The organism is Corynebacterium bovis DSM 20582 = CIP 54.80 (assembly GCF_030408615.1).
In the GTDB taxonomy this organism is placed as follows: domain Bacteria; phylum Actinomycetota; class Actinomycetes; order Mycobacteriales; family Mycobacteriaceae; genus Corynebacterium; species Corynebacterium bovis.
This window is the reverse complement of the sequence record NZ_CP047187.1, coordinates 1882010-1896763: the sequence shown is the minus strand read 5'-3', so window position 1 is coordinate 1896763 and position 14754 is coordinate 1882010. Positions and strand designations below refer to the sequence as shown.

At 71.5% G+C, this 14754-nt stretch carries 10 protein-coding genes and 2 tRNA genes; 10 read left to right on the top strand and 2 right to left on the bottom strand.

The features are described 5' to 3' along the window. Window positions 1–182 precede the first annotated feature (182 nt). From CBOVI_RS07655 to CBOVI_RS07640, 4 genes are all read left to right on the top strand, one after another. Window positions 183–761 (top strand): Panacea domain-containing protein, encoded by a 579-nt coding sequence (locus tag CBOVI_RS07655; protein WP_010274287.1) that lies wholly within the window; start codon window positions 183–185, stop codon window positions 759–761. Then, on the top strand, window positions 758–1147 hold the full coding sequence (locus tag CBOVI_RS07650; protein WP_010274285.1) for a type II toxin-antitoxin system death-on-curing family toxin: 390 nt from the start codon (window positions 758–760) through the stop codon (window positions 1145–1147). The genes CBOVI_RS07655 and CBOVI_RS07650 overlap by 4 nt, the downstream gene beginning before the upstream one ends. Before the next feature lie 493 nt (window positions 1148–1640). After that, window positions 1641–1793, top strand: a complete 153-nt coding sequence (locus CBOVI_RS07645) for a hypothetical protein (RefSeq protein WP_010274283.1) — start codon at window positions 1641–1643, stop codon at window positions 1791–1793. Window positions 1794–2065: 272 nt separating this feature from the next. Further along, window positions 2066–2551 (top strand): ribose-5-phosphate isomerase, encoded by a 486-nt coding sequence (locus CBOVI_RS07640; RefSeq protein ID WP_010274281.1) that lies wholly within the window; start codon window positions 2066–2068, stop codon window positions 2549–2551. A gap of 443 nt (window positions 2552–2994) precedes the next feature. On the opposite strand, the gene CBOVI_RS07635 is transcribed toward CBOVI_RS07640, so the two are convergent. After that, a complete protein-coding gene (locus tag CBOVI_RS07635; protein ID WP_010274279.1) occupies window positions 2995–3222 on the bottom strand; it encodes a hypothetical protein in 228 nt (75 codons plus the stop codon). 639 nt (window positions 3223–3861) lie between these two features. On the opposite strand from CBOVI_RS07635, the gene CBOVI_RS07630 reads away from it, so the two are divergent. Further along, entirely contained in the window at window positions 3862–5619 is a 1758-nt protein-coding gene (locus CBOVI_RS07630; protein ID WP_029158061.1) for a pyruvate dehydrogenase, read from the top strand. 410 nt (window positions 5620–6029) lie between these two features. Next, complete coding sequence (locus tag CBOVI_RS07625; RefSeq protein ID WP_183273603.1) at window positions 6030–8612, top strand: DNA methyltransferase; 2583 nt, start codon at window positions 6030–6032, stop codon at window positions 8610–8612. Here the strand turns inward: CBOVI_RS07625 and CBOVI_RS07620 are convergent. After that, window positions 8585–10639 carry an alkaline phosphatase family protein gene (locus CBOVI_RS07620; protein WP_183273604.1) on the bottom strand — a complete coding sequence of 685 codons (2055 nt, stop codon included), beginning with the start codon at window positions 10637–10639 and terminating at the stop codon, window positions 8585–8587. The two genes, CBOVI_RS07625 and CBOVI_RS07620, sit on opposite strands and share 28 nt — an antisense overlap. A 418-nt stretch (window positions 10640–11057) precedes the next feature. On the opposite strand from CBOVI_RS07620, the gene CBOVI_RS07615 reads away from it, so the two are divergent. The 4 genes from CBOVI_RS07615 (at window position 11058) to CBOVI_RS07600 (ending at window position 14605) form a co-directional block, all read left to right on the top strand. Continuing rightward, window positions 11058–11132, top strand: a tRNA-Gly gene (locus tag CBOVI_RS07615). A gap of 560 nt (window positions 11133–11692) precedes the next feature. Then, a tRNA-Pro gene (locus CBOVI_RS07610) sits at window positions 11693–11766 on the top strand. Window positions 11767–11905: 139 nt separating this feature from the next. Next, window positions 11906–13588, top strand: coding sequence for a trigger factor (gene tig, locus CBOVI_RS07605; RefSeq protein ID WP_010265555.1), 1683 nt, complete (start codon window positions 11906–11908; stop codon window positions 13586–13588). Window positions 13589–13963: 375 nt separating this feature from the next. Next, a complete protein-coding gene (locus CBOVI_RS07600; protein WP_010272490.1) occupies window positions 13964–14605 on the top strand; it encodes an ATP-dependent Clp protease proteolytic subunit in 642 nt (213 codons plus the stop codon). Window positions 14606–14754 lie beyond the last annotated feature (149 nt).

Genomic DNA, 14754 nt, shown 5'->3' with positions numbered 1-14754 from the left:
CGGGACACCGCCCGGAAGGCGCCCGGACGGGGCGAAACCACCGGGAACGACGCGGCGCTCCGGCTATGCTGGGCACATCGCTGAGGACGTCAGGACACCAGGTACCACCGGAACGATCCGGCGAAGCGACGAGGCGGGACCACCGCATGTCGGCCGGATCCGTGCAGGAGGGAGGAGATACCATGATTCGCGCAATCGACGTCGGGCAGTACATCTACTCGAAGCTGGGGTGGGTCGATGCATGGCGTCTCCAGAAGCTGACGTACTATGCGCAGGCTTGGACCCTGGCCTGGTCGGGTCACCGGCTCATCGAGGACGACTTCCAGGCGTGGAGGGACGGTCCTGTGGCCCCGAGACTCCACCGGGAGAACAAGTACTCCCGCGATGGACACACGGGGACGTGTATCCCGGATGCTCACCCGGAGAAACTCAGCGATGAACAGAAGGCGATGATCGACGCCGTCATCGAGCACTACGGGAGTCTGACGAAGGAACAGATCGTCGCATTGGTCCATGAGGAAGCACCGTGGAAAACTGCTCGCGGCGGCCTTCCTGCGGACGCTCAGTGCGACACACTGATCGACGTCGCCGACATGAGGCGCTACTACGCAGTCCAGCAGTTCTCCGGTGGAGACGTGCCCACTGCGCCGGGGTGCATCCGGGACACTGCAAGCCGGTCACCAGCTGAGCAACAGCGAGCCACGATGATGGACAACCGTGTGCGCTGGGCCGACGCGCTCGAGCTTCTCGCTGATCGGTGAGCGGCGAATACTGCCTGGCTCCGGACGTTGTCATCCGGGCCAACGCAACTGAGCTCGGGCTCACTCCTGGAGACAGCCTTCTTGACCGGGGGAAGCTGGAGAGCGCGCTGGCTGCACCACTCGCCACCTTCGGCGGTGAGTACCTCTACCGTTCACCCCTGGAGCGTGCTGCCGCGCTACTGCATGGATTGTGCAAGGCGCATGCGTTCGTCGATGCGAACAAGCGGACGGCGTGGCTGTCGACCGTGTCCTATCTCCAGGAGTCCGGGTATCACCTCGTTCAGGTGGAAGCACTCAGAGTGGCAGACTTCGTTGTCGATGTCGCCACACAGAACACCAGGGACCTCGTGCCGATCGCCCGCCAACTTGCTCTCTGGCTCAGGTGATCTCCCTGCCTGTCGCGCCGTTCCCGTCGTCCCTCGCGAGAGGGTTCCGGCACCGCGGCGTGCGGTATACCGCAATGGCGATAGCTGCACTGTCGCGACCGGGTGACACGCGAGTGGGCACAACAGGAGAACAAACGTTCTCGTGCGCGCCTCGTGACTGCTGTGGCTGCCGCCTGTGCCATGCGGAGATCGTCGACGGAGGTGCACGCGTCCGGTCTCACCGCCGGTGGGACGCGGCCCCGGGGAGGGGCCGCATACACCCCGGGGAGGGGGTGGCGCCGGGGTGGGCCGGAGGGGTCGGGTGACGCCCGGGTGAACGCCCGGTGAACCGCGCGTGACCAGGCGAAACCGGGGCTGCAGACGGAACTTTCGGCGATCCGGCGGGCGGAAAGTGTAGACGAAAGTCTCTGGACTGTGCCGAGACCACGTTGAGACACTGGGGCGGTACCGGCATCCGACAAGGGTGCCAGGACCCCTCACGAAAGGATTCACCATGTCTGATCAGATCGACGCTCTGTTCAAGGGTTTCTCCGGCATCGCCGACAGCTCCATCAAGCTGACCAAGGCCATCGTTGACACCATCTTCGCCGGCTCCGACCTCGGGTCCTCCGCGATCAAGGGTGTCACCGACGCCGTCAGCAAGTAAGCTGACGCCGGCACCCGGCACGTCCGCGTGACGTGACCGACGACGGACCCCGTGCAGCCCTGCGCTGCACGGGGTCTTCTGCTGTCCGGGGGACCGGGCGCCCGGTGGGGGCGACCGGCCGCCCGGTGTGGGGGGCGGCCGGGCCGGTCCGGTGTGGGGGGGGGGCGGAGCACCGTGCGTGGGGACGGGGCCGCGCCGGCGCGTGGACGGAGCGCCGTGCGTGGGCGGGGACGGGGCGGTCGGGCGGCGGGGGCGCCCGTTAGACTGGGGTTATGCGAATTTACCTTGGTGCCGATCATGCCGGCTTCGACCTCAAGAACACCGTCGCCGACCACCTGCGGACAGCGGGGCACGACGTCGTCGACTGCGGCGCGTTGACCTACGACCCCGACGACGACTACCCGGCGTTCTGCGTCGAGGCGGCCCGCCGCACCGTGGCGGACGAGGGCTCCCTGGGCATCGTGTTCGGCGGCTCCGGCAACGGTGAGCAGATCGCGGCGAACAAGGTCCCGGGCGCCCGATGCGCGCTGGCGTGGTCCGTCGAGACCGCGAAGCTCGCGCGCGAGCACAACAACGCCCAGCTCATCGGGATCGGCGGGCGGATGCACACGAAGGAGGAGGCGCTGGCGATCGTCGACGCCTTCATCGAGCAGCCCTGGTCGGAGGCGGAGCGGCACCAGCGGCGGATCGACATCCTCGCCGAGTACGAGCGGACCGGGGTGGCCCCGGCGCTGCCGGCTGCGGGGGAGGACGCGTAGGACGTCACGCCGGGCCGGGCCGCCCGTGAGGCCGGGCCCTGCCGCGCGGTGCTGTGCCGCGTGGCGCCGTGCCGTGCGGTGCTGTGCCGCGCGGTGGGGTCAGCTGGTGCAGCCGTCGCGCGGCCACGTGGTACAGCCGCCGCGCGGTCACGTGATACAGCCGTGCGGGAGGGGGTTCGGGTGCCGGCTCTCCGGCCCCGGAGTGTCACGGTCGAATTTATTTTCCGACGGGGCCCGCGTCGTGCCCGGCCCGGGTCCCGGTGCCGGGAGCGGGGGCGGGGGAGGAGCGGCCCCGACATGTCTGAGACGCCCCGCCGGGCCGGTCGGGCCGATGGGACGTCTCGGGAGATGGAGGCGGTGACGGGTGGCGGAATGCGGGTCCGTCAGCAGGTGCGCCGCCGGAAACGGGTGAACTGTCTCGGTCAGCGATGTGGTGCGGTGGGTCAGGAGCGTGCACTGGCGCTGGAGCTCTTCCGGCGCTCCTGGTGCCAGTCCTTGATGACCTCAGCGTCCCACAGGGTCAGGCCGTGGTACTTGGCGACGGGCTGGGGGGCGCGCCCACGACCGGCGTAGCTCGTGAACGTGCCAAGCGCCGTGCCCGAGTGCTCCGCGCACTGTGCCGCCGTCCACAGTTCATGCCCTGTGTCAGAGTCGATGATTTTCGGAGTCATGCGTTCGACCCTAGTGACCTCCGTTCTCAGTGACAATCTCAACCGTGATACTTGTCCAACTGATACCCCAGCTGATCTGATGTATATTACATATTTCAATATCTGAATTTATTCCCCGAAACTGTGACCGTCCTGAACGTTGTTCCCGACGGCCCGCGGGAGGGGGCGGTTACGTGCCGTGACCACAGCGGCGGTGACACACGGACCTGAGCGTCGTCTGAGGGGGCTCATCAAGGGCTCATGTCCGTCTGTGGGTAGCGGTTGTACTGGGGTTTTCGGAACCTGAGTTTTGGAATTTCAACGGGGGTAACCGTACGGGGGAACCACATCCGCGGCTCGGCCGCGTGGGGCGTCCCCGGCACCGGGGAGGAGCCGTCCCCACCGCGTCGAGGGGTGCGCGCGGCGGGTGAACGAGGGTGACCCCACACCGGCCGTCCGGTGAGTTCGGTTTCCCGCCCACCGGCGGCGGGGCCGTGGCGACGCCGTCCGCACGTGTCTACGCTGGATGGACGTACACCGTGCCGCCGGGCCCGGGGGGATGCCCCGGCGCAGGTCACACGGGCCGCAGGGACGGCGACACCGGCTCCCGCGGCGGACAGACACCACGCACGAACCGGTGCACCCGGGGAAGGACTGACCATGGCGAAAACCTATGCTGAGCAGCTGGTGGAGACCCTCGAGAAGCAGGGGGTGAAGCGGATCTTCGGTCTCGTCGGCGACAGCCTCAACCCCATCGTCGACGCGGTGAAGCGCAGCTCCATCGAGTGGTTCCACGTGCGCAACGAGGAGGCGGCGGCGTTCGCCGCCGGCGCGGAGTCCGTCGTCACCGGCGACCTCGCCGTGTGTGCCGGGTCGTGCGGGCCGGGGAACACGCACCTCATCCAGGGGCTCTACGACTCCCACCGCAACGGGGCGAAGGTCCTCGCGATCGCCAGCCACATCCCGTCGCACTTCATCGGCTCCCACTACTTCCAGGAGACGCACCCGGAGGCGCTGTTCCAGGAGTGCTCCGGGTACTGCGAGATGGTGAACTCCGCCCGCCAGGGTGCGACGATCCTGCACAACGCCATCCAGTCCACGGTCGCCGGCAACGGCGTGTCCGTCATCGTCATCCCCGGTGACATCGCCGCCGACGACGCCGTCGACACCCCCGCGATCGACAGCGCGTACGCGACGTCGTCGCACCGGGTCCGCCCCGACCACGACCAGGTCCGGGCCCTCGCGGACGCCGTCAACAAGGCGGAGAAGGTCACGCTCTTCGGCGGTGCGGGCTGCGCCGGCGCGCGCGAGCAGGTCTTCGCCCTCGCCGAGAAGATCAAGGCCCCGGTCGGGCACGCCTACGGCGGCAAGGAGTACCTCCACTACGACAACCCGTACGACGTCGGCATGTCCGGCCTCCTCGGCTACGGCGCGTGCAACGACGCCTTCGACGAGGCCGACCTGCTCATCCTCGTCGGCACCGACTTCCCGTACTCGGAGTTCCTGCCCCGGAAGACCCTGACCGCCCAGATCGACATCAAGGGCGCGAACATCGGGCGTCGGACCGCGGTGTCCCTCCCGGTCGTCGGTGACGTCGCCGCGACGATCGAGGACCTCCTCCCCCTCATCAGCGAGAAGACCGACCGCAGCTTCCTCGACTCGATGCTCCGCAAGCAGGAGAAGAACCTCCACCACGTCATCGAGGCGTACACGAAGAACATCAGCAGCCGGACGCCCATCCACCCGGAGTACGTCTCCTACGTCCTCGACGAGCTCGCCGACGACGACGCCGTGTTCACCGCCGACACCGGCATGTGCAATGTGTGGCAGGCGCGGTACATCACGCCGTCCGCGAACCGGCGGCTCCTCGCCTCCTTCCGCCACGGCACGATGGCGAACGCGCTGCCGCAGGCCATGGGCGCGCAGGCCGCGGACCGGAACCGCCAGGTCATCTCCATGAGCGGCGACGGCGGGCTGGGGATGCTCCTCGGCGAGCTGCTGACGGTGAAGCTCCACCAGCTGCCGGTGAAGACGATCGTGTACAACAACTCCACGCTCGGCATGGTCAAGCTGGAGATGCTCGTCGCCGGCCTGCCGGACTTCGGCACGGACCACGAGAAGGTCAATTACGCCGACATCGCGCAGGCCTGCGGCATCACGTCCTTCCGCATCGAGAAGCCGGAGGACGTCGAGCCGATGCTGCGGAAGGCCCTCGCGCACGACGGCCCGGTGCTCGTCGACGTGGTCACGGACCCGAACGCGCTGTCCATCCCGCCGGAGATCTCCCTCGAGCAGGTCGCCGGCTTCACCCGCGCGGCGACGCGCACCGTCCTCGAGGGTGGCGTGGGCAAGATGCTGGGCATGGCCCGGTCGAACCTGCGCAACATCCCGCGGCCGTCGAGCTTCAAGGGGCTCTGACCCGCGCGGGGCGGGGCGGACGGTGCCGGGCGGTCCCGGAGGTGGCCGCGCGGGGGCGGGTCGGCCCGGTCGTCCCGGATGCGTGCGAGATTAAGTGCACCTGAATGCGTCGGACGCCATTCCGGGGCATTCTGTGCCACTCGGCGCCATTCCCGGCCATTCCCGGCCCAACGGAGTTCATCCCGAACCGACGCCGCTCCGCCGTGGGTTCCCGGTGACCTGATCACTCCGGGCTCGTTCCCGGGAGATATCCGGAACAGCGGTGGAGTAATATTCACCGCCGCGACTTTCTCCTTCCCGGAATGGGTTCCGCAGCTCGTCCGGGCCCTGTCCGCGGTCCCCGGGTGACCGGCTGAACGGACTCCGCGGGAACCGTTCCCGGCGTGCTGCGGATGTGATACGTTCGCCGCGTGACGCGCTGCACAGATGCTGCGCCGCTGCGTGACCCCGCCCGGGCGCTCCGGCTCATGACGGACCTCCACGCCGCGCTGACCGGGGACAGGGCCGGGCACGCGCACACGGGCGCAGCGTACGCCTCCGCCGGCGCCGGGTACGCCCCCACCGGTGCCGGCCGGTCCCGCCGGACCGCGGTCGTCCTCACGCGCCTGCTGTTCCTGCTCTACGGTGACGACGCCGGCCTGTGGGAACCCGGCCTGTTCCACCGTTTCGTCCTCCACCACACGACCCCGGCCACGCTCGGCCCGCAGCTCGCCCGCCTGTTCCGGCTGCTCGGCACCGCGGAGGGGGACCGTCGGCACGTCCCGGCGGCGATGGCCGGGTTCCCGCCCGTGACCGACGGCCTGTTCGCCGAGGAGTGTCCCCCGGGCGCCCTCCCCGCCGACGTGCGTGAGGCGCTGCTCGCCGCGTGCCGGTTCCGGTGGACGCGCATCTCCCCGGCGGTGTTCGGGTCGGCCCTCCAGCTGGTGACGTCCGCGAAGGACCGGCGGGCCGGCGGCGAGCACTACACGACCGAGGAGAACATCCTCAGGGTCGTCGACCCCCTGTTCTTCGACGAGCTCCGGGCGGAGGCGCGGCGCCTGCTCCGCGACCCGTCCACCACCGTCGCGGAGCTCCGGCGCTTCCGCGACCGGCTCGCGGAGACGGTCGTCGTCGACCCCGCGTGCGGGTGCGGGAACTTCCTCGCCGTCGCGTACCGGGAGATGCGCGCGGTGGAGACGGAGGTCATCGTCGCGATCCTCGGGCGCGAGCGCGAGCGCGAGCGGGAGCAGGAGCGGAAGCAGGAGGGGGAGGGGGGTGGGCCGGGTGCAGGGGTGAGGAGGGGGACGACGGACCCCTCCGCCGGCGGGCCCGTCGGCCACGGCCGGGGCGGTGGTGCCGCCCGTGCGTCGGGCGCGGGGGAGCGGGCGCGCGCCGAGCAGCGGGTGAGCCTCGGGCAGTTCCACGGCATCGAGATCAACGGGTGGTCGGCGACGGTCGCCGGGACGGTCATGACGCTCGCCGGGCACCTGGCGGACCGCGCGCTCGCCGCCGCCGTCGCCGGGCACGTGGACGCCGACCCCGCCGCCGTACCCGCCCCCGCCACCGCGACGTCCCCCGCCGCCCCCGCCACCGCGACGACCCCCGCCGCACCCGCCACCGCGCGCACCGCCACCGCCCCCGCCACCGCGCACATCATCCACGCCAACGCCCTGCGCCTCGACTGGCGGGCCGTCGTCCCGCGCACCCCGGGGATGACGTACGTGTTCGGCAACCCGCCGTTCCTCGGCGACCACACGCGCACCCCGGACCAGCTCCGGGACCTGCGGGCCGCGTGGGGCCCGGGCGTGCAGCTGTCCCGCCTGGACTACGCCACCGGCTGGCACGCCCGGACGCTCCGGCTGCTGGCGGACCGGCGGGGCGCGTTCGCCTTCGTGACGACGAGCTCGGTCACCCAGGGCGACCAGCCGGCCCGGCTGTTCCGCCCGATCGTCCGGGAGGGCTGGCGGATCCGGTTCGCCCACCGGACGTTCCCGTGGACCTCGGAGGTGCCGGGGCGGGCGGCGGTGCGCTGCGTCATCATCGGGTTCGACCGCGAGGGGCACCCGCCGCCGGTGCTGTGGGACCACCCGGGCCCGGACGGCCGGCCGGTGGAGGTGCCCGTCGGGACCTCGATCAACGCGTACCTCGTGGACGGGCCGATGGTGCTCGTGGAGAAACGCCCCCGGCCGTTGAGCCCGGAGGTGCCGCCGCTGGCGTACGGGTCGAAGCCGGTCGACGGCGGTCACCTCGTCGTGGGGCCGGAGGAGTACGCGCGGGTGGCCGCCGACCCGGTCGCGGCGCGGTACCTGCGGCCGTACGTGGGCTCCCGGGAGCTGCTCCACGGCGGGCGGCGGTGGTGCCTGTGGCTCGTCGACGCGGACCCCGCCGACCTGGAGCGGTCGCCGGAGCTGCGGCGGAGGCTCGCGGCGGTGCGGGCGTTCCGTGCCGCGTCCCGGGCGGAGTCCACGCGCGCGTTCCGGCACGACCACCTGTTCCGGCAGCGCGGGTTCACCGCCGCGGGGCCGGTCGTCGGCCTGCCGGAGGTCAGCTCGGAGCTCCGGCCGTACCTGCCGGTCGCGGCGCTGGCCCCGGGGGTCGTCGTGTCGAACAAGGTCTACGCCGCGCCGGACGACGGGGGCGTGCTGTTCGGTCTCGCGTCGTCGTCGATGGCGGTGACGTGGATGCGGACCGTCGGGGGCCGGCTGGGGTCCTCGCTGAGCCTGTCGAACACGGTGACGTGGAACAACCTGCCGGTGCCGGTTCTCGACGCCGCCAGCCGGGCCGCCGTCGTCGCCGCGGGCCGGGGCGTGCTCGCCGCGCGGGCGCTGCACCCGGGGCGCAGCCTGGCCGAGGCGTACGACCCGGCGGCGATGGACCCGGCGCTGCGCGCGGCGCACGACGCCCTCGACCGCGTCGTGGACGCGGCGTTCGGCGCGTCCCCGGGCCCCGTCACGGAGCGGGTGCGCCGGGACCTGCTCTTCGCCCGCTACCTGGAGCTGACCGGTGAGGGCTGATCCGCGGACCCCGACCCGGCGGGCCCGCGGGACCCGCCCGGCCGGCCGCCGCCGAGGTCACCGCGGAAATCGGCGCGGAACCCGGCCGGGCCCGTGATCGTGACATCCCACCGGCCGTCCCGCAGCGGCACGTCGACGGTGACCTCGCCGAGGACGTCGTGGGCGCCGACCGTCGCGTGCGGGTCGTGGAACGGGTGGACCAGCAGGTTCGCGTGCCGGGGGCCGGCGTTGCGCAACGTCAGCCGCAGGTGACGGCCGTCCGGGATGGGCTCGGCCGTGGCCGACACCCGGTAGGGCAGCGGCCGCTGCGGGCGGGTTCCCGGCTCCTGGTACGGCATGACCGGCTCCTCCGGCGGGTCGGGGGTCCACCGTGGCGTGAGCGGGTCGGCGGGTGCCGGGGCGGTGGTCGGGGTGTACGCCTCGGGGGTGGAGAAGTCGAACGCCCCGGTGAGGTCGCCGCACACCCGGCGGCGCCACGCGGAGACCGTCGGGACCGTGATGCCCTTCCACCGTTCGAGGAAGCGGGCGGCCGACGTGTGGTCGTGGACCTCGGAGCAGCGGTGGCCGCCGACGGTCCACGGGGAGACGACGATCATCGGGACCCGGTTGCCCAGTCCCATCGGCAGGCCCCGGTACCACTCGTCCGGTTCGCCCTCCGGGGGGCGCGGCGGCGGGACGTGGTCGAAGTAGCCGTCGTTCTCGTCGTAGGTGATGAACACGGCCGTGTGGCGCCACGTCTCCGGGGAGCGGCCGAGGGCGTCGAGGAGGCGGTGGATGAGGTTCGCCGACGCGCGCGGCGACGAGCCCGAGGGGTGCTCCGACTCGTCCGTGCCCGCGACGATCCACGAGACCTCCGGGAGGGTGCCGGCGCGGATGTCGGCGGCGACGCGGTCCGTCAGCGTGCCGGTCGGGGAGCGGTACAGGGCGAGGTCGAACAGCCGGCGTTCGTCGTCGGTGAGGGTGGCGAGGCGGTCGGCGAGCTGGTCCTCCAGGCGGCGGCGGGTGGCCCCGTCCCCGTCCGCGACGGCCTTCGCGAGGGCGGAGTAGTAGTTCTCCCCGACACTGCCCCACCGGTCGAAGACCTTCCGGGAGACGGCTTTCGTGTAGTGGAAGTACTCCAGGTTGTTGTCCGTGAAGTTGTCCCACTCCTGGTAGACCTTCCATCCCACTCCGGCGGTGTCGAGGATCTCCGCGAGGCACGGCCAGTCGTAGCCCGGGTGGCCGTCGTCGTAGGCCCGGTTGTCGACGGCCCGCGTCCCCGGGGCGTGCGGCTCCCAGCCGGTCCACCCGGAGAACCAGTAGTTGCGGTTCGGGGAGGTGCTCGTGGGCACCGAGCAGAAGTACTGGTCGCAGATGGTGAAGGCGTCCGCGAGCTCGTAGTGGAAGGGCAGGTCGCGGCGGTCGTAGAAGGCCATTGTCGACGCCGTCTTGGCCGGCACCCACCGGTCGCACCATCCGCCGTCCAACGCCTGCTGCCCGCTGTCCCACTCGTGGTCGAGGGCGTCGACGTTCTCCGCGTTCATGTTCTGCCGTCCCGCCGCATTCCGGATCAGAAACGGGAGCACGGTCGAACCATCCGCGGTGCGCTGTTCGAACACGGTGCCGCCGTCGCGGCGACGCAGCGGGGCCGGGTCACTGAACCCCTGCACGCCCCGGAGGCTGCCGAAGTAGTGGTCGAAGGCGCGGTTCTCCTGCATGAGGAAGATCACGTGGCGGACGTCGCGCAGCGACCCCGCCGGGGCGGCCTCGGCCAGGCGGTCGAGCAGCGGGCCGGGCAGGAGGGACGACCCCGCGACGCCCGCCGCGGCCGCCGCGGCACCGAGGGCGCCCGCCCGGAGGACCGCGCGGCGGGACACCCCGCCCCGGGCCGGGGTCGGGGTGTCCGGGTCGGCGGTGGCGGCGGGGGAGTCGGCCGTGGTGGGGGCGGGGCGGGTGGCGTCGGCGGTGCCGGTGCCGGTGGTGTCCGGGTGCGGACGGTCGGCGCGGTCGGAGGAGTGGTCGGCGGGGTCGGGGGTCGTGGACGTCATGGTCCGGGGAGCGTAGGGCACCCGGGTGACCCCGCGGTGGCGTCCCGGTGTCCCGGCGGCGAGGAGCCGGTGCACGTCCCGTGGCCGGGACATGAACACGGTCGTGACAGTGGACGTGAACGCGGCCGCGTCCGCGACGGCGGAGGTGGACGCGGCCAAGATGGCCGTCCGGGAGCACGGTGGACGGAGGGGGCCGGCGGTCCGGCGGCCCGCGGAACGCGACTGGGAGCGCGACGGGGAACGCGACCGGGAGCGCGGCCGGGAGCACGGTCGGGGCCGCCGCCCGGACCGGGCCCGGGGGTTTCGTCGGCGGCGACGCGGTGGTGTATGGTCGTGAACCGGTCCGGTCCCCGCGGGCCGGTGACGTACCGGGCCCCGCAGCCCGGACACCGCAGCAGGTCACCGCAGGTGACCGCCCGGGAACGTCGTATAGTGGCTAATACCTCAGCCTTCCAAGCTGAAGACGCGGGTTCGATTCCCGTCGTTCCCTCCACACCCCCTCCGCCCCGCCCGGTTCAGCCCGGCGGACGCGGGGGACCACCGGTCGCCCCGGGTCGATGATCGCGTCGGCCCGGGGCGACTGTCGTTCCGGGGGCGCCGCCGTTCCGGGGCGTCCGTCGTTCCCGAGCCCGGTCATCCCGGGGCGCCGTCGTCCCGGGGCTCGGTCGTTCCGGCCCACCGTCGTTCCGGGGCCTCCGTCGTTCCGGGGATCGCCGTCGGCGCCGGGCCGGACCCGCCGGGGCCGTCCGCGGGCCGCGCGACGGGACCCGTCGGGGGTGTCCGCCGGGGTGCCCACCGGGGCGCGCGACCCGGGGGTCGGACCCGTCAGGCAAAGGGGCCCCGGCTGTAGCGTCGCGCGAACCCACCACGTACAGTTGGTCGCGCACGTCACCGGCCTGCGCCGACCCGACCGTGCCCGGCCGCGGCCCGCGGTCCGCGGCGCGGGACCCCCGGGACACGGCACGGGTGACCCGGATCACCGCAGGCGACGGGCACCCACCCCGGACCCGGGCGACGGTGGCCGTCGTCCCCTCCGGTGGTGACGGTGGCGACCGGGATATGGCGCAGCTTGGTAGCGCACTCGCTTTGGGAGCGAGGGGTCGTGGGTTCGAATCCCGCTATCCCGACTGGTGACCGACGGCTCACGTGTGGACCCCGCACGGCCCCGCCGGTCGGCACCCCGATAAAATCAGCAACCGACCATTTCCGGTGACACCCCACAGCGGAGTCGCCGACGACCCGAAGACCACACAGGAGTGTGCATCCGTGAAGAGCTCCGTTGAACAGCTGAGCGCGACCCGCACGAAGATCACCGTTGAGGTTCCCTTCGAGGAGCTGAAGCCGGAGTTCGACAAGGCGTACGCCAGCCTCGCCCAGCAGGTGAACATGCCTGGTTTCCGGCGCGGTAAGGTGCCGCCGAAGATCCTCGAGGCCCGCCTCGGCCGCGGTGTGATCCTCGACCAGGTCCTCAACGAGATGCTCCCGTCCCGGTACGGTGCCGCCGTCGACGAGCACAGCCTGCCGGTCCTGGGCCAGCCCGAGATCGACATCGCCGAGCTCAAGGACAACGAGTCCGTGACGTTCACCGCCGAGGTCGACGTCCGCCCCGAGATCGACGTGCCGGACTTCGCGTCGATCTCCGTCGAGGTCGAGCCGCTCGCCGCCGACGACGACGCCGTGCAGGCGGAGCTCGACTCGCTGCGCGCCCGCTTCGGGACGCTCAAGCCCGTCGACCGGGCCGTCGCCGAGGGCGACTTCGTGTCCATCGACCTGTCCGCCACCGTCGACGGTGAGGCCGTCGACGAGGCGAGCACCGAGGGGCTCTCCCACCAGGTCGGCGAGAACGAGCTCATCGACGGCCTCGACGAGGCGCTCGTCGGCATGAAGGAGGGCGAGGAGAAGACCTTCACCTCCACCCTCGTCGCCGGCGACCACGCCAACGAGGAGGCCGAGGTCACCGTCACGGTGAAGTCGGTCAAGGAGCGGGAGCTCCCGGAGCTCGACGACGACTTCGCGCAGCTCGCCTCCGAGTTCGACACCCTCGACGAGCTGCGGGAGTCCCTCGTCGGCCAGGTCGAGGAGCAGAAGAAGGGCGCCCAGGCCGCGGAGATCCGCGACAAGGTCCTCGCCGCCGCCCTTGAGAAGACCGAGGTGCCGCTGCCCGAGTCCGTCGTCAAGGAGCAGGTCGACGGCCAGATGCAGCAGCTCCTCCAGCAGTTCGGCGGCGACGAGAAGATCTTCGAGCAGATGCTCGCCGCGCAGGACATCACCCGCGAGAAGTTCGAGGCCGACAGCCGCGAGGCCGCCGAGGACTCCGTGCGCACCCAGCTCTTCCTCGACGCCCTCGCGGACATCGAGAAGCCCGAGGTCAGCCAGCAGGAGCTCACGGACCACATCATGTTCACCGCGCAGCGGTACGGCATGGACCCGAACCAGTTCGTCATGCAGCTGCAGCAGTCCGGCCAGATCGCGAACCTCTTCGCCGACGTCCGGCGCGGCAAGGCCCTCGCGCTGAACATCTGCAAGGTCACCGTCGCCGACACCGAGGGCGCGAGCATCGACCCGAAGGAGTTCTTCGGCGACGAGTCCGCCGAGGGCTCCGACGCCGACGCCGAGGCTGACGCCGACGCGAAGGACGGGAAGAAGGCCGCGAAGAAGTCCGACGCGAAGTCCGAGGCGAAGTCCGACAAGAAGGATGACGCGAAGGACGCGAAGAAGTCCGAGGCGAAGTCCGACAAGAAGGACGACGCGAAGGACGCGAAGAAGACCACGAAGAAGTCCACCGCGAAGAAGTCGACGGCGAAGAAGTCCACCGCCGCGAAGAAGGACGACGACGCCGCGGCGACGAAGTCCACCGCGAAGAAGTCGACCGCCAAGAAGTCGACCGCCACGAAGTCCACGGCGAAGAAGAGCTCCACGAAGAGCACCGGGAAGGCGTCCGACGACTAGGACACCTCCCCGGGGACGGTGACACCCCGCCACGCCGGTCGCCGGCGTGACGGCGCACCTCCGCCCCACCGACGACAGCACCCGGCCACGCCCGTGACCGGGTGTTGTCGCCGTTCACGGCGCCGCCCACCGGCACCGCCGGCCCGGGCGGCGGCACGCGGACGGCGGGGCCCGGCCCCGCCCCGGGCGACCGCGCCGCGCCCCACCGCGTGGGGCCGCGCGGCGTTCCGTGCGCTGACAGCGAACACGGCGTCGTCCCGGCCCACCACCCCCGGACCATTGACTAGGGTGGTGACGCAGTGAGTCCGGCGCGGCCCCCACCCGTGGTGACACGACCCGGGGCCGCGCACACCGAGAACGAGACCGAGGAGAACAATGAGCACGAACGACTTTTCCGGGCGCGACCGGAACGGGTCCGTCGCGGGCGGTCCGGTGGCACCGCGGATGGCGGACGCCACGGCAGGGCTGAACCTCAACGACTCCGTCTTCGAGCGCCTGCTGCGGGAACGCATCATCTTCCTCGGCAGCCAGGTCGACGACGACATCGCCAACCGGCTCTGCGCGCAGATCCTCCTGCTCTCGGCGGAGGACCCGTCGCGGGACATCTCCCTGTACATCAACTCCCCGGGCGGGTCGGTCACCGCGGGCATGGCGATCTTCGACACGATGCAGTACGCGCCGTGCGACATCGCGACCTACGGCATGGGCCTCGCCGCCTCCATGGGGCAGTTCCTCCTCTCCGCCGGCACGAAGGGCAAGCGCTACGCCCTCCCGCACGCGCGGATCATGATGCACCAGCCGTCGGCCGGTGTCGGTGGTACGGCGGCGGACATCGCCATCCAGGCGGAGCAGTTCGCCGCGACGAAGCGTGAGATGGCCGAGCTCATCTCCGAGCACACGGGCCAGCCGCTGGAGAAGATCCAGGCGGACTCCGACCGTGACCGGTGGTTCAACGCCCACGAGGCGCTGGAGTACGGATTCGTCGACCACGTCATCTCGTCGGCCAAGGAGAAGTAGGACGCCGCGCGGAGCACCGCGCGGACCGGCACCCCGACACACAGGATCAGGTAGGAGACGAATCATGCACACCACGAGCACCCAGGGCGTGACCCACGCGACGCAGCTCACCGGCCAGGGACGGCACGCCGCCGGTGACGCCGCACAGC